The sequence below is a fragment of the Pseudomonas sp. AMR01 genome (assembly GCF_041946035.1).
GTDB classification, from domain to species: Bacteria; Pseudomonadota; Gammaproteobacteria; order Pseudomonadales; family Pseudomonadaceae; genus Aquipseudomonas; species Aquipseudomonas antarctica_B.
In genome coordinates, this window is the sequence record NZ_JAUTYR010000003.1 from 86,512 (window position 1) to 101,637 (window position 15,126).

Annotated in this window: 10 protein-coding genes; all 10 read right to left on the reverse strand. The window is 63.7% G+C overall.

Going from position 1 to position 15,126, the window contains the following annotated elements:
- Nucleotides 1–37: 37 nt before the first annotated feature.
- The gene (gene tagQ / locus Q7C20_RS03935; RefSeq protein ID WP_348055463.1) at nucleotides 38–961 is read right to left on the reverse strand and encodes a type VI secretion system-associated lipoprotein TagQ; all 924 of its coding nucleotides are present in this window, start codon (nucleotides 959–961) and stop codon (nucleotides 38–40) included.
- A gap of 84 nt (nucleotides 962–1,045) precedes the next feature.
- Nucleotides 1,046–2,758, reverse strand: a complete 1,713-nt coding sequence (locus tag Q7C20_RS03940; protein WP_348055461.1) for an SUMF1/EgtB/PvdO family nonheme iron enzyme — start codon at nucleotides 2,756–2,758, stop codon at nucleotides 1,046–1,048.
- The gene (locus tag Q7C20_RS03945) at nucleotides 2,751–3,935 is read right to left on the reverse strand and encodes an ABC transporter permease (protein ID WP_375065583.1); all 1,185 of its coding nucleotides are present in this window, start codon (nucleotides 3,933–3,935) and stop codon (nucleotides 2,751–2,753) included. Before Q7C20_RS03945 ends, Q7C20_RS03940 begins: the two co-directional genes overlap by 8 nt.
- Complete coding sequence (locus Q7C20_RS03950) at nucleotides 3,935–4,639, reverse strand: ABC transporter ATP-binding protein (RefSeq protein ID WP_375065585.1); 705 nt, start codon at nucleotides 4,637–4,639, stop codon at nucleotides 3,935–3,937. The genes Q7C20_RS03945 and Q7C20_RS03950 overlap by 1 nt, the downstream gene beginning before the upstream one ends.
- Nucleotides 4,639–7,632 carry a serine/threonine-protein kinase gene (locus tag Q7C20_RS03955; protein WP_375065587.1) on the reverse strand — a complete coding sequence of 998 codons (2,994 nt, stop codon included), beginning with the start codon at nucleotides 7,630–7,632 and terminating at the stop codon, nucleotides 4,639–4,641. Before Q7C20_RS03955 ends, Q7C20_RS03950 begins: the two co-directional genes overlap by 1 nt.
- Nucleotides 7,629–8,348 (reverse strand): protein phosphatase 2C domain-containing protein, encoded by a 720-nt coding sequence (locus Q7C20_RS03960; protein WP_348055453.1) that lies wholly within the window; start codon nucleotides 8,346–8,348, stop codon nucleotides 7,629–7,631. The genes Q7C20_RS03955 and Q7C20_RS03960 overlap by 4 nt, the downstream gene beginning before the upstream one ends.
- On the reverse strand, nucleotides 8,349–9,002 hold the full coding sequence (gene tagF / locus Q7C20_RS03965; RefSeq protein WP_348055451.1) for a type VI secretion system-associated protein TagF: 654 nt from the start codon (nucleotides 9,000–9,002) through the stop codon (nucleotides 8,349–8,351).
- Complete coding sequence (gene tssM, locus Q7C20_RS03970; protein ID WP_375065590.1) at nucleotides 8,999–12,499, reverse strand: type VI secretion system membrane subunit TssM; 3,501 nt, start codon at nucleotides 12,497–12,499, stop codon at nucleotides 8,999–9,001. Before tssM ends, tagF begins: the two co-directional genes overlap by 4 nt.
- The gene (locus Q7C20_RS03975) at nucleotides 12,496–13,785 is read right to left on the reverse strand and encodes a DotU family type VI secretion system protein (protein WP_348055447.1); all 1,290 of its coding nucleotides are present in this window, start codon (nucleotides 13,783–13,785) and stop codon (nucleotides 12,496–12,498) included. The genes tssM and Q7C20_RS03975 overlap by 4 nt, the downstream gene beginning before the upstream one ends.
- A gap of 6 nt (nucleotides 13,786–13,791) precedes the next feature.
- The gene (gene tssK / locus Q7C20_RS03980; protein ID WP_375065593.1) at nucleotides 13,792–15,126 is read right to left on the reverse strand and encodes a type VI secretion system baseplate subunit TssK; all 1,335 of its coding nucleotides are present in this window, start codon (nucleotides 15,124–15,126) and stop codon (nucleotides 13,792–13,794) included.

The window sequence follows — 15,126 nt, forward strand, 5'->3', positions numbered from 1 at the left end:
GATCGGCTGGCGTTTAACGCTTATAGCAACATGTTACTTAAACGTTAGGGCATGGCACCGGCGCCCAATCGGCGAGGTTTGGATCACGGCAAGTGCCTTCAATCTGCGCTTTACCGGCAGTGGCGACCTGCTTGCTTTCAGCCTGCTTGGCCTGCACGGTCTGGATGCTCTTCTCGGTAGTGACCGCTTCTTTCGGCACCGTTGGCAGCTTGGCTTTTTTCGCCGGTTTCACGGCTTTTTTGCCTTTGGTCGGGGCCACTGCAGGCGTGGTGTCGGCGGTGGCCACGGTGACCACGTCGGTACGCTGCACGCCCACTTGTTGCAGGTCTTTCTCGTAAGCCTGGGTGTAGTTGTTGAGGTCTTCGCTGGCTTTGCCGTTGACCGCAACGATCAGGTCATTCGACTCTTTCAGGCCCGACACGATTTCCGCCAGGCGCTTGCGGCCTTCGGTGTCGTTGACGGTCTTGGCCTTGCGATCATTCACCAGCTTGGTGAATGCGCTCTGGTAGCACTGCTGGGACGCTTTGGCGTACGCGGTGCTGCGGTCGATGTCGGACGCACTTTTGTTGAAGTCGGTGGAGTACGACGCGATGCGCTGGTTGTCATCGGTGATCTGCTTCTGACGCTCGGTGTAGTAACCGGCTGCGCCGCCCGCCAGGGCGCCGCCCGCTGCACCGATAGCCGCGTTACGGCCGCGTTTTTCGGAGTCGCCGGTCAGGGCGCCCAGCAGTGCACCGCCGGCTGCGCCGATGGCGGCACCGGTCACCACCGACTTGGTCATGTTCGAATCCGTTGCGCGCAGGTGTTGCACCGGCTCGTAGCAGTTCGGGTAGTACTCAACCTTGGTGCTCGAAGCCACCTTGGAGGCTGGCGACGTGGCGCAGCCGGTCAATACGGTGCTGAAACCGGCTGCGATCAGCAACAGGTGACGCTTGGAAACCGCCTTACGTGAAAAAAGCATAGGTGTGTTCTCTTTTAAGTTTGACTTGCCCAGCACGGCCCACCGCCGCCTGAGTCCCTTCCAAGCTCGCTATACAGCCATCGGTCAAGACCGCTGACCGCTTGCTGCGAGCAATTCCTTCAAAATCGTTGCCGGGTCGGCCCGCTGTTGTTTGCGGTAGTTGCCGACATGGCGAACGAACAGTGTCGCGCGCGTCACCAGGCTTTTGCCGAGCACTGGCTTGCGATCCAACTCTTCCTTGATCCGTTGAAACTGCGCCTGGATCACCGCATCGGTGTAGCGCGTGCCGGTCGCCAGGTTGTCGATATAAATCGCCACTGCGCCGTCAAGCGCACTGCGACCATTAGTGATGGCCATGTCGAACAACTGCGCGCTGGCCTCGTCCTTGTTGTCTTTGGCCTGCTGGCGACTCTTCTGCAGGTTGGCCAGCCGGATGTTGTAGTTGCTGATGGTCTCGGCCACCAACGCAGCGGACTGGATCAGGTTGCCCGCCGCCTCTTCACGCTGCTGAGCGATCAGCGAAACGTTGCGCTTGAGCTCTTCATTGACCAGCCCCAGCTCGGCTTGCAGCTTGGGGTCGACGCTGCTGGCGATGATGCTGTCCAGGCGCTTGGTCGGGTCTTGAGCGTCGTCGATGGCATCGGTCAGCGAGGCCAGACGACCTTCTTTTTGCCACTGCTCAAACAGTTCCTTGTAGCGCGAACGTGGCGCTGACAGCGCGCCAATCGCCACGCGAAAACCGGTGGTTTCGTTGCTTTGTTCGGTACCGTCAGCGGCGAACAATGGGTACTCACGGCGCATGCCGGTGAACAGCGTGCCCTCGCCTTCCAGGTAGTTACCGCCCTTGACCACAAAGCCGCCGTAAGTGCCCTGGCGGCGCCCCGCGTGGACCAACTGGAACGATTCCTGGACCATTTCTGCGGCGTTACCGATCACGTCAAACATACCAATGGGGTTGGGCAACTTGGTGCCAATCGGCATCAGCCGTGCGGCTTGACCGGTGCCGCCAGCAACCTGATTGAACACCGCGTAATCACCCAGCGGGCCGTCGCTTTCACTGCCTTCGACACGCCGAGGAAACAGTCGCCCTTCGAGGTCCTGACGGCTCACCGCCTGGCCGCCGCGCGCGGCAAATTCCCATTCCACTTCAGTCGGCAGGCGTACAAAACCCAGGCCGCCGTCTTCGGCCGAAGAACCGCGACCACTCACCGGCAGCAACTCACGGTGGTATTTCATCAGCCAGGCGCTGTACACAGCCGAGAAGCGCTCGGCTTCAAAGCGCGACAGTTTCACCTTGGGCAAACGCGCGGCCATGCCAGTGGGCGCCTCACACTCGGGCGCCGGCTCACCGCTGGCCAACGACTGCGCCTGGGACATCACCTGAGCGTATTGACGCGCGGTGACTTCGTACTTGCCGATGAAGTACAGCATCGGCTTGAGCGGGGTTTTGGCGTCGGTCTTCGGCATCAACGGCGCAATGACCTTGTTCCAGTCTTTGGGCAGGTCCTTGAGGGTGAACTGGCCATTGATGAAGTCGCGGCGGTAACCGGAAATGAACGACTGCTGATAGCCCGCCTCGCCTTCGGCAAAGGGGTAGCCGAGGCTGATCTCGCGGTCATCCAGCGTGCCTTGGGCCAGCACGTAGGCGTAGCGAAACACCATGTTGCCCTCGCAGGGCAGCGGCAGGCTCACGTCGTCGGGCAACGGTTTGGGGTTGTCGAGTTTGTCGCTCGCCTCATCCGCCCAAGCCATCGAGGCCAGGCTCAGCGCCACGGCGGCGCCCAGTAACTTATACATCTCTGATTCCTTCAGAAGCCTGGATACGCGCCACCCGCCAACCACCACACGCCGCCGCCACGGCGCTGACGCCGAAAACAGCAGCCAGGGCCAGGCCGTAATGACGTGCCAACAGGTGGCTGGCGTACTCGCCCGGCACCTGCACAAACAGCTTATTCAACGCGGCCTCGGCCAGGCCATACAGCCCGGCACTCAACACGGCGGCAAAGCCTGCGCTGTACAGCGCCTGCACCACCACAAACACCAACAAACCGCCGGTGGAAAACCCCAACAGGCGCAGCACCGACAACTCCCGACGCTTGCGCGCCACCGCCGCCAGGGCGCCGGCAAAGATCGCTGCAAATGCACCCGCCAACGCCAGCCCGGCGATGATCCAGAACACGATCGACAGGTTGCGGCTCAACGACTGCACCTGTGCGATGGTGGCCGCCTGGGTCGACACCAGCAGGTTCTGCCCGGCAAAAAACACCCGCAGCGGCTCCACATCGGTGAGGTTGCGCGCGTACAGACGGAACGCCGGATACACCCGCTGCTCGCCCGCGCCGACAGCTTCACCTTCCCAACCCAACGCCGGCACCGCACGGCCATCGCGGTAATCTTCCGCGGCCTCCAGCAAGGTTAAATCAGCAAACAAACCGTCCCGGGCGAAGGCTTCCAACGGCAACACCGCCAGTACCTGCAACCGCGTGCGCTGGGCCTCGACGCGGCCTGCTACCTGACGCGCAAAACGTGTTTCCAGCCAATCGCCGGGCCGCGCCGCAAGCTTTTCAGCGGCGGTGTGGCTGAGCACGATCTGGTCCAGCCCTTTGGGCATCGGCAAATCAGCGAGCAGCGGATCCCCCGGCGCAGTCGGCAGCATTTCCAGCGTCAGCGTACCGACCTGCGCCGTCGCCGCAATCTGCCGCGTGCGCGGGATGGCAAAGGCCACATCACTGCGCTGGCCGAGCTGATCGACCACTGCATGGCTGAATCGACCACCGCCCAACGGAATAATTTCACGGGTGGCGGGGTCGGTCTCCAAGCGTTCGGTCAAACTGCTAACCAGTCCAAATTTCAGGCCAAATAAAACCAGTAACGGCGCGATGACCGCGACCAACGCCAGCACCGAGCAGGCTGACAGCCACGCGTCGTTGCGGTAATCCTGCCAGGCGAGCGACGCCACCAAACCGATGCGCATCAGCACGCCTCCCCGAGGGTGGCCGTGACGCCGCCGTCGGTGTCGCGACGGCAACTGATGCGCCGCACCTGCAAGCCGCTGGCACGGGCCAGGGGTTCGTCATGGGTGGCGATCACACACGCCGCGCGGTGTTCGCGGGCCTGGGCGAGCAGCGCCTGCATCACGCGCTCGGCGTTCAGCGGGTCGAGGGACGCGGTCGGCTCATCGGCCAGCACCAATTGCGGCGCATGGGCCAGGGCGCGAGCACAACTGACGCGTTGGCGCTGGCCCACCGACAACGCAGACGGCTTCTTGGCCAGCTGGTCGCTGATCTCCAACTGTTCAGCCAGACGCGCCACGCTGCCGTCGTCCTTCAACCCCAACAATTGTCGAGACAACGCGATATTGCCGCGCACATCGAGAAAGCCCAACAGCCCGCCGGTTTGCAGCACATAGCCCAGGTGTCGGCTGCGCAACGCGGCCAAGGTGGACTGCCGGTTCGCGCGCCACAGCCCGCCAATGTCCTGCTGATGAAATTCGAACCTGCCGACCTGATCCGGCGCCAGCACCAGCGCCAACACATCCAGCAAGGTACTTTTGCCACAGCCACTGGGCCCGACAATCGCCAACTGCTCACCCGCCGCCAGCGTCAATGCCGGAATCACCAGGCTATAGCGCTGGCTACCGACGCCCCGGCTCTTGTGCACCGCGCTCAAGTTCAGCATTACGGCAGCGTCGACAGCGGAACGCGGTACAGCGCGTCGCCCGGCTCGGCATCGCCGAAACGGACCCAGTTGGCCACGTCGTTGTGGAAGGTTTCGTAGAGGCGGATTTTGGAATCCAGCTCGTCGATAAAGTCTTCCTGCTCGGCCACGCTCAGCGACAACCACAAATCCTGGGTCATGTTCAGCGACTTGCTGCGGTACGGCAGGCCTTCCAGGTATTCACCGAGAATGCCGCCACTGGCCAGGTTGCCGCCCTTGCGCAGGGCTTGCGGGTCACGGCTCATGTAGGCCGAGGCGCTGGCGATTTCCTGGAAGAAATCCTTGGGTGAGGTCTGGGTTTTGCGCGCCGCATCGACGATGAGTTTCAGCGACTGCTGCAAGTCGTTGAGCTGAAGTTTGGTCAGCATCACGCACACCTGAAACGCTGGCAGCGCCGGGTTGGTGAGGTCGCGGTCGGCGGTCCAGGCGCTGACCAGCTGCGGCGCCTGGCTTGCGGCCTTGCGACCGAGGAAGTCCATGTGCATCGCGTAGCCCACGGCGGCGGACTTGTCGGCCAGGCTCGGCGCCGCACTCAGCAACGGCACCGGCTGCGGCGTGTTGCTGCGCACCTGATGGACGAGGTTGGCAAACACGCTGCCGATCTCGTCGACACGCTCACCCAACTTATGCACATCGCCACCCGGCACCGGCGTATAGAGGTCGCCGATCTGCGGGTTGGCGTCGGCCGTGAGGATGCGGTACTGGCTCTCGGCACCGGCGTGGGTTTTCTTGCCGGCATCGGTGCGCAGGTGCAGGGCGTAAATCTTGATCTGCTTGCCCAGTGCGGCCTGGCGCACTTCGGCTTCGTTCATCTGGGTGGTGGCAAACGGGTCGTTCTTGCGCAGGGCGCCGGCGTCGGTGACCAGCAGGATAATGCGCCCGCCGTAGGCGGACCAATCCATGCCATCCACCGCCTGCATCACCCCGGCAAACGCGTCTTCGTTGAACGAATGGCTGGACACGGTGGACGCCTTGACCTGGCGCGCCATGTCGAGAAAACGTTGCGGGTCGCGACCCTGATCAAGGCTGATCAGGGTTTTGGCCACGTACTCCAGGCCCGGAGTTTTCTTGATGCTGTTGCGAAAACCCACCAGGCCGAAGCTCACACTGTCGAGTTCGCCGCGTTCGGCGATACGGGTTTGCAGCTCATGCACCACGTCGCGGACCTGATCGATGTAGGGCTGCATCGACACGGTTGTGTCCACCACCAGCACCACGGCGGTGCGGAAGGCGTCGGCGTTGGTGTTGGCCGCCCGCGTGGCAGGCTTGGCCGCTACGCTGCCCGGGTCGATGGAGGCGACGTTGAGCAACTGCACCGGCTGGCCGTTTTCGTCGAAGCTCTCTTTGGAGTCGAAGATTGGCAACAGGTAGAACTGGTTCTGTGGCACTGCACTGGCGGTCGGCTCCAGCGCGAGCACTTGGGTATTGTCTTCGCCGTTTTTCTGCGCCGCTGCCAGCACGTTTTTGGCGGCGGCGGGGTCCGCCAGCAGTTTCTCTACTTCGCCGGGTTGGCGCAGGAACATCACCGGTGCCCTTCCCGAGCGCTCGGTGAATTTGAGCACCAGGCTCTGCTTCCAGTCGCTGACTTGCGAGGCAGGCAGCCAACCGTCGCTGCGCCCATCCGTGGCCGTACCCACGCGGACCCAAGGGCTGCCATCGACGTCCTTGCGCTGGTAAACGTACAGCACCGAAAACGCCGGCAGCCCTTCGCCTGATGCGGCGCCGGGGTCATGGGAGAGTTTCGCGCCGGGCTTGCTGAGGACGCGCTGAAACAGCGTTTTTTTGCCGGCCATCAACAACGGTCGCTGGCCACCGTCCACGTCGGCCACCACCGGTTTCAGTGCAGGCGGTGACACCGCCTGCGGCGTTTTCGGGATCACAGCGGCAGGCGGTTTGGCCGGCGCATTGCTGGCGCTCAACCACCAATAACTGGCGCCGCCAATGGCCAGCGCCACCGCGATAGCCACAGCCGCCAACGCCAACACCGGCCCACGCCGTTGCTCGGACACGGCACGCTGCTGCGTCGGCGTCACCACGGGTTGGCGCACCGCTTCGGGCTGTGGCGTGCCGGTGGGAATCTCGATGGACTCGGGCGTAATGCCGGCCAGATCAAAATTCAGCGGAATCGGCAGCGGCCGCACCAGCGTGGCTTCCAGTGACTCCGTCGGCAGCTGGTCCAATGCGCGCAGCAGCGCCGCTGCATCCGGAAAACGCTCGGCCGGATCCTTGGCCAGCAGCTTGCGCAAAATGTCCTGATAACGGCCGTGGTGCACCGGCAATTCCGGCAAAGGTTCGGTCAGGTGCGCCAGCGCCGTGGAGAGCGCATCGGTGCCGTTGTAAGGCAGCTTGCCGACCAGAATTTCATACAGCACCACGCCCAACGCATACAGGTCGGCACGGCCATCAATCTCCTGGCCCCGCGCCTGCTCAGGGCTCATGTAGCTCGGCGTGCCGACGGCGAAACCGGCCTGGGTGAACTGGGTGCGATCATCCAGGGACTTGGCGATACCGAAGTCCGACAACACGGCCGTACCGTCGGCGCGGAACAGAATGTTCGCGGGTTTGACGTCGCGGTGCACCAACCCCTGGGCGTGGGCGTAACCCAACGCCGAGGCAATCTGGCGAATATACGTAAGGCCCTGTTCAGGCGTCAGCCCGGCGGCGATCCGCTCTTTGAGCGTGCCGTTGGGCAGGTATTCCATGGCCATGTAATACAGCTCACCGACATTGCCGATGTCATGGATGGTCACTGTGTGCGGGTGCGACAAGCGCGCCAGGGTCTTGCCCTCACGCAGGAAGCGCTCGCAAAAACTCGGGTCGGCCGCCAGCGCCGCCGCCATCACCTTCAGCGCGACTTTGCGCTCCAGTGAGCGCTGGGTCGCCAGGTACACATTGGCCATGGCGCCTTCGCCAATTTCGCCGTCGATGTCATAACCCGGAATCACGATGTTCATGGCGAAACCTTCACGACAATGGCGGTGATGTTGTCTGGCGCGCCCCGGTTGAGCCCCAGGTGCACCAGGCTGCGCACGATTTCGTCCGGTGCGTCATGACCGAGGACGTCGCGAATTTCGTGGTCTTCAACGGTCTTGTTCAGGCCATCGCTGCACAACAGGTAGCTGTCGCCGGGAGCGATCAACAGGTCGACCACCGCCAGTTCCAACTGGGCTTCCACGCCCACCGCGCGGGTGACAATATTGGCGCGCGGGTGCACACGGGCGTCGGCTTCGCTGAGCAACCCACTGTCTTGCAGGTCCTGCACGTAACTGTGGTCGCGGGAGATGCTGTCCAGCACGCCACCGCGTAGGCGGTACAAGCGACTGTCGCCGGCCCACAAACACACGCCACGCAAACCGCGCGCAGCAAACACCACCACAGTGCTGCCCATCATGGTCACGCCACGGTTGGCGGTTTCTTCGCGCACAGTGGCGTTGATGCGAATCAGGTCATTGCGCAGCGCCGCCGAGTATTCATCAAGCGAACGGCCCATCGGCACATTGCGCAGGCTGTCGATAATCAAGCTGCTGACGTAATCGCCCGCCGCATGCCCGCCCATGCCGTCGGCCACCACCCACAAGCGGTTTTCCGGCAGGTCCAGGCACGCGTCTTCGTTGACCTGGCGGACCATGCCCACATGGGTTTTGCTTGCGGATTTGAACGTCGAGCCCATCTACACCACACCTTCTTGTCCGAGCAAAAACTGCGCAAAATCGCCGGCGGCAGGCAGGCCCTGGCACCGCAATAAACCGGGGGAAATACGTTCTGAACCTCGACCCCACCACAGGCTTGCGCCTTCGCAGGCAAATTCTGCGAGGGCGGTCATTCGGCTATGTGGCAGGGTGGCCGCCACCCGTTGCAGCCCGGCGAAACGGCTGTCCGCCGCGCGCAGTTCACGGGCGGGAGCGCCAAGGTTGTCGACGCCCTCGCTGAAACCTTCGAAGGTGGCGCCGGTGTCCAGGGTGCTGAGCAACAGCTCTTCGGCCTGCTCGAACCAAGTGTCGGGGCCGCCAACGAGAGAGGCAGGATTGGTGTCGTGATCAAGCAGCGCGACCACTGCCAGCGGAAAATAGCGCCCGACCCGATCAATGCTCGGCATCACCACGCCCGCCGCCGCATCCGGCCCGCACACGCCCGGCGCCAACACAAAACGCCACAACGGGCTGACCAGGTACACGTTGAGCCAGTCGCCGCCGAGGCGGCTCTGGCTGGCGAGCAAACCCGCTGCCAGCCAACTGTCCCACGGGCCGATAAAGCTCTGGGGCAAGGCGCGGCTGACAAAGTCCCCACGGCTGGCCAACTTGCCGTAAAAACCGGGCGTCGTCATAGCCGCTCCGGCAGGCTGAAGCCGCTGAGCACGCGGCTCTTGAACGGGTTGAAGGCGCTGTTCGCGCGCAACTCATACGCGATGCTCGCGCCATCGACCCGCAGGCGCAGGTTGAAGCGGTCTGGCGAATTGCCGGCGGTCAGGTCCGATTGCTCCAGCAGGCGGAACCAGGCCCACGGCCCCTCCAACGTCACGCCCGAACGCCCGCTGGCCGACGGCGGCATGATCGAAATACGCACCACGCCAATGCTGCCGGGGTTTGGCCATTGCATCGCGACCGGGCGGCTGGGGCCGTGGTCGTAGCTCAATTGCTGGCCATCAAGGTCAAGCAGGAACTGGGTGATGGTCGGGTCCATCGAGACTGGCTTGAGTTCGAAACGCACAATCGGCTGGGTGCCGCCGGCGCGGAAGAACGCGTCACGAATCGTCGCGGCGCGCTGGAAGGTTTGCAGCACGCCCGGCGCGATCCCAAGTTTTTGCGCCGCGCCCGGCTGCCAGCGCCAGGTCTGTGTTGACGTGTCCACGTACGGCTGCAGGTATTTGCGGAAGTAGTTATCCATCACGCCGCCCACGCCGAAGAACTGGCCGAAGTCGTCCAGGGTCGCATCGCGGGCACTGCTCGGCGACATTGGGTAACGCCCGGCCAGGGACTGGCGATACACATTTACCACTTCGCTGACCCAGGCCGCGTTCAGCTGATTACGCACCCCGCCCATCATGCTGTTGGTGGTGGAATTGACCACCGACTTGACCATGCCCTGCACCAACGGCGGCTGGCGCTCGGCGTTCAGGCTGACCCGCGTGGCAGCCGCTGCCGCCTGGTTTTTCGCTTCGCCGAGCAACGCGTCGCCACTGGCACCGACCATGGCGCTGACCTGCACGTACAGCGCATTCATATCTGCCAACAGGCCGTCGATGGCCGCCGGCTCGCCTTCGTTTTTGCTGACGATGCTGTTGAGTTCGGCAAAGTGCGCGGTCACCGGGTCATCCGCCGCGTCGGGCGTGCTCGCCGTCTGTTGCTCCTGCCCAAGCAGGCTGCCGAGGCGCTCCTTGAGCTTGTCGACGCCGCCTTCTACCGGCACGCCTTTGGCGGCCAGCTGGCGCTCCTCGGCTTGCAGATCGGTTTCCCTGGCCACGGCCACCAGCAGCTTTTTAAGCGGCGAGGTCGGGCCGGAAATCACCCGCAGCACGTCGGCGGCCTGGGCCACGCTGGTGATCGGCACAAAGTCGATGTCGGCGAGCAACGCATCCCACTGGCGCTGGTAGTCCTGAAAATACAGGCGCCGTACATCACCGGCGAGGCTGGCCACGTTTTGCTGATCGGCCTGTTCATGACCAAGTACCCATTGCTCTTCGGCGAGGGTGCCGGTCTGGTTCAGACTGCTCAGCAGGAAGGCCTGACGATAGCCCTTGGCGGTGAAAAACCCACTCAACGGCTCGCCCAGCGGCTTGCCACTTTTGCGGCTGAACACCAGCGCGGCATCACGGCCAGCGGCTTCGTTGATACGAAAGTCCGGGATGCCGTCGGGCAGTTTCTGACGCTTGACCCGGTCATACACGCGCTGGGCCACCGGCAGTTGTTGCAGTTGCCGACGCAGGTCGTCGATCAGCCGTGGGTCGAGGCGCGCATTGGGGGGATGGCGTTCAAACAAGGCCTGCAAATGGGTGGTCAACGCTTGGCGTTGGTCGGCCGGCAGGTCGCGCGGCAGGTTGCGGTCCCAATCCAGCGCGATCCATGCCTTGATGAAGTCCGGATCGTAATGCTCGGCGTCCGCCAGCATCAGGTAGGCCTTGAGGCCTTCGTAGAGGAAGTCGGAATTGCCGCCACCGTGCAGCTGTTCTTCGATGCGCGTCACCAGACGCGGCGCGAACACGGCGATCAACAGCTTGCGGTAGACGCTGCCCGATTCGGCTTCGAGCATGTCGCCCTGATACAGCCCCAGCCCTTCGGCCCAGCTCGGCGAGTCGCCTGCGAGGCCTTTCACCGCATTGAGCAGCGGCAGCACGGCGAGCACGTCCCGCTGCGCCGGGCTGAGGGTTTGCACGGCCTGGCCGAGTGGCGCGACCTTCTGATCAACCTGAGCGATATACGCCTGGTTGGCGCGATAACTCACCCACCACAGGCTGCTGACCACCAGCACCACGGCCACGGTGGCGGCAAGCACACCGCGCGTAATCCATTTGCGCCGACGCTCGACCTTGGGGTTCACACCCACCAATCCACGCTCGGCAAACGCCACGGCAGTGAAGAGTTTTTCGATGAAGTAACTGCGCCCGGTGCCGCTCTGGCGCGCCAGGTGCTGGCGGTCCAGGTTCATGCTTTGGGCCATGGCGCCGATCAAGCGATCAATCGGGCTGCCTTCCTGAGTGCCGCTGGTGAAATACACGCCGCGCAGCAGCACGCGCTCTTCAAACGCATTGGGCTTGAACACGCCTTCAAGGAAGCTTTGCAGGCAGTCTTTCAAGGCGCCGAACTGCTGCGGGAAGCCGTAAATCAGGTCTCGCCGCGCCGGGTCGCGCTCCTGCTGGAGGCGTTCGACCAGGCGTTCGTTGAGGCGCTGTTCAAGGCCTGCGAATTCACTTTGCAGGTGAGCCAGCGGGCTGTCGGTGTTCTTGCCGTCGTCGAGGGCAAAGGTCATGCCCCACACCTGAGCGCGGTCTTCCTTGCTCAGGTTGTCGAAGAACTCCATGAAGCCCGGCACCAGGTCGAGCTTGGTCAACATCAGGTAGATCGGGAAACGCACGCCCAACTGGGTGTACAACTCCTGGATACGCAGGCGGATGGAGGCAGCGTGAGCCGCGCGTTCAGCGTCTGTACCGAGCAGCAAATCCGACAGGCTGATGGCGATAAACGCGCCGTCGATAGGCCGGCGCGAGCGCTGTTTTTTCAGCAGGTCGAGGAAGCCCAGCCACGCGGCTTTATCCACCGTGGAATTGCTGTCCTGAGTGGTGTAGCGCCCAGCGGTGTCGAGCAATACCGCCTGATCGGTAAACCACCAATCGCAGTTGCGCGTGCCACCGACGCCGCGCACCGCACCGGCGCCCAACTGCGCAGCCAGCGGGAAATGCAGGCCGGAATTCACCAGCGCCGTGGTCTTGCCGGAACCCGGCGGGCCGATGATCACGTACCACGGCAGCTCGTAGAGGTTACGGCGCTCATCGCCACCCAGCTTGGCTTTCTTGAGCAGCGTCAGGGCCTCGTCCATGCGCTGGCGCAGGGTGCTGAGTTCTTCGGCAGTCGCGACAGAGTTGGGGTCAGCCGGGGTTTCCGCCGCGAGGCTGCGCATCACTTCAGCAGCCTGTCGACGGGCCTGGATAACGCGGAACACGCGGTAGGCGATCCACACGGCAAATACCAGAATGATCAGCGCCCAGCGGCGCCCTTCCGGCATCAGCACGTCGAGCAGCGGCCCGACAAACCAGATGATCAGGCTCAGGGCGATCAGGCCCAGCAACGGGATCACCCAGCGAATCATGAAACTGAAAAACGCCTTCACTCGACGCCCTCCGCCAATACGGTGATTTCAACCCGACGATTGCGGGCACGGCCTTCGGCGGTGGCGTTGGTGGCCACCGGCTCGGTGTCGCTTCTGCCTTCGGCGCTGAAGCGATCCGCCTGGCCGGTCTTGGCCGCCAGAATATCCAGCACCGACTTGGCCCGTGCTTCAGACAAGGCCCAGTTGGATGGGAAGCGCAGCGTGGCAATCGGGCGGTTGTCGCTGTGCCCGGTGACGCGCACCTGGCCCTTGACCTTGCGGATGGCATCGGCGATGCGCAGCATCAGCGGCTGGTAGTCATCGACGATGCTGGAGCTGGCGGACGCGAACAGTTCATCGCCACGAATGGTCACGACCGAGCGATCAACTTTGTCTTCGACAGCGACGCGGCCGGCCTTGATGTCTTCCACCAAAAAGCCCGCCAGCCGTGGGCGTTCAACCACTTTGGGCTGCACAACCGGCCGGTCGATGGCCTGCACCGGGATCTCGCCCAAGGCATGGATATTCTTGAACACCGGCTCGGCGTCCGAGGCGAGCTTCAAGCGTAGCCCGAACAGCAACGCCAGCAGCAGCGCCAAACCGATGGCCACAGCGATCCACGGCGGCATGAATTGCGCCAGGCGGTCGCGCGCCACGGTCACGCCGCGCCAGTGCGGCGACAGCTCGCGCTCATGCTCGCCACGCGCGCTGCGAATGGCGGCGGCGGTACGTTCGCGCAATGCTTCCAACTGGCTGCGACCGTCGTTCATCACGCGGTAACGGCCTTCGAAACCCAGGCACATGCACAGGTACAACAGCTCGAGCAGGTACAGGCGTTCGCGCGGGCTTTGCAGGCAATGGTCGAGCAACTGGAAGACTTTTTCGCCGCCCCAGGCTTCATTGTGCACGGTGATCAGCAAACTTTGTTTGCCCCAGTCACTGGTGCTGCCCCACGGCGTACTCAGCACGGCTTCATCGAGCGCGGTGCACAGCGCGTAACGCGCCAGCAGCACTTCGTTGCGCGCCACACCGGCGGCTTCGGCGCGCTCTTCGAACTGGCGCAGGTAAGCCAGCAATTGCGCACGCAAACTAGCCGGTGCCGGGTGCGCGATGGTGCTGCGCAGGCGCGTCAACAAGGCCAGCAAGGGGCCGGCGGCACTTTCCAGCGGGTTCAGGCCGTGGCTTTTTCCGGTGAGCATCGGTGCGGCGGGCATGGACAGCGCCGCCGGTTCCGCGCGTGCGGGTTCCGGCGAGCGGCCGCCCGGGCGCGGCATGAACTGGGTGCGGTCATCATCATTGGGATGCATCGCGGATTATCCTCGGATCGCCCAGAAGGCCAGGTTCAAGCCCGGGAACTGCCCGGCGATATGGAAGGCGAAACCACCCGAATGGATCAGCTGTTGCCAGTGCTCGCTGCCACGGTCCAGCTCGTAATACGTGCTGCCCGCGTGGTAAGGAATCTGGCGTGGCGCCACCGGCAACGGCAGCAGGCTGATGCCCGGCAATTGCAGGTTGACCAGGTCGCGGATGTGTTCCACCGAGCCCACTTTGCTCTGCTGGCCGAAGCGCGCGCGCAGGGTTTCTCCGGGCACATCGGCGCGCACCACCAAGATGAAACTGGCGGTGTCGATGAGGGTTTTGTCGGCCAGCATCGCCACGTGGATGCCGTAGGCTTTTTCCACAATCGGGATCGGCGTGGCCTTGCTGTCGATCAGCATCGACAGGGCTTCACGCAGGGCCTGCATCACCGGGGTGAAGCTCAGCACCAGGTCGTCGTGCTGGTAATGCGGGTATTCCTGAGGCCGGCGGCCTGCGGTGGAGAAGGTGGAAAATTCACCGGCCAGACTTACCAGCTCGCTGAAAAACCGTTCCGGGTGCAGCGGGCTCAATTGGCTCAGATGCTGGATCAATGGCTGGGCGCGGTTGACCAGTTGCAGCAGCATGAAGTCGGCAATTTCCGACGCGCCACCGGCACCGGAGGCAACCACGCGGCCCGCCAGGGCTTCGCCGCGTTGGTGCAGCAGGCCCAGCAGTTCGCTGCGAAACGCCGTCAGCGGTTTGCTTGCGGCCACGTCCAGCACCGGCGGAATGTAGGTGTCGTCGAGCACCAGCGCGCGGTCGGCGCGTTTTTCCTTGATGCGCACCAGGCCCACGGCGGCGTAATCGCTGACGCCATCCTGTGCGGTGAGCAAGCGCAGGGCGCGGGAACCGACGGCCACTGGCGCGCGGTTTTCGAACGGCGCGTTGTCGTCGCGCACTTCGCGCACCTGGCTTACGTACCGCGCCGCTTCCAGCGCTTCGCCTTCATCGACGGTGTCCCGCGCGCCTGCGCGCTTGAGCGGCAGGGCCAGGTAAACCAGCCCATCGCGCAGGTTATCGTCAATGTTCAACGGGCTCGGCGCCAGGTCGTCCTGAGGGATATTGAACGGCGTGCCGTCGGGCAACAGGCCGCGCGCCGACACGATTGCCAACTTGCCCTGGGCCAACAGGCCCTGGTCGATCAGCAACTCGGAGAAGCCCCAGGCCCCGGCCGACAGCGGGCGGCTGCGCGCGTCGATGAGGTTTTCCAGGTAACGGTCATGCTGCTGGAAGTGCTGCGTTCCGATGAACATGCCTTCCGACCAGACCACGCGATTGTTCCAGGACAT

What these genes read in the sequence shown, in the direction of transcription:
- Q7C20_RS03945 (WP_375065583.1), bottom strand. Translation starts at nt 3,935, where the DNA reads ATGCGCATCGGTTTGGTGGCGTCGCTCGCCTGGCAGGATTACCGCAAC.
- Q7C20_RS03940 (WP_348055461.1), bottom strand. Translation starts at nt 2,758, where the DNA reads ATGTATAAGTTACTGGGCGCCGCCGTGGCGCTGAGCCTGGCCTCGATG.
- tagQ (WP_348055463.1), bottom strand. Translation starts at nt 961, where the DNA reads ATGCTTTTTTCACGTAAGGCGGTTTCCAAGCGTCACCTGTTGCTGATC.
- Q7C20_RS03960 (WP_348055453.1), bottom strand. Translation starts at nt 8,348, where the DNA reads ATGGGCTCGACGTTCAAATCCGCAAGCAAAACCCATGTGGGCATGGTC.
- Q7C20_RS03955 (WP_375065587.1), bottom strand. Translation starts at nt 7,632, where the DNA reads ATGAACATCGTGATTCCGGGTTATGACATCGACGGCGAAATTGGCGAA.
- Q7C20_RS03975 (WP_348055447.1), bottom strand. Translation starts at nt 13,785, where the DNA reads ATGCATCCCAATGATGATGACCGCACCCAGTTCATGCCGCGCCCGGGC.
- tssK (WP_375065593.1), bottom strand. Translation starts at nt 15,126, where the DNA reads ATGTCCTGGAACAATCGCGTGGTCTGGTCGGAAGGCATGTTCATCGGA.
- tagF (WP_348055451.1), bottom strand. Translation starts at nt 9,002, where the DNA reads ATGACGACGCCCGGTTTTTACGGCAAGTTGGCCAGCCGTGGGGACTTT.
- Q7C20_RS03950 (WP_375065585.1), bottom strand. Translation starts at nt 4,639, where the DNA reads ATGCTGAACTTGAGCGCGGTGCACAAGAGCCGGGGCGTCGGTAGCCAG.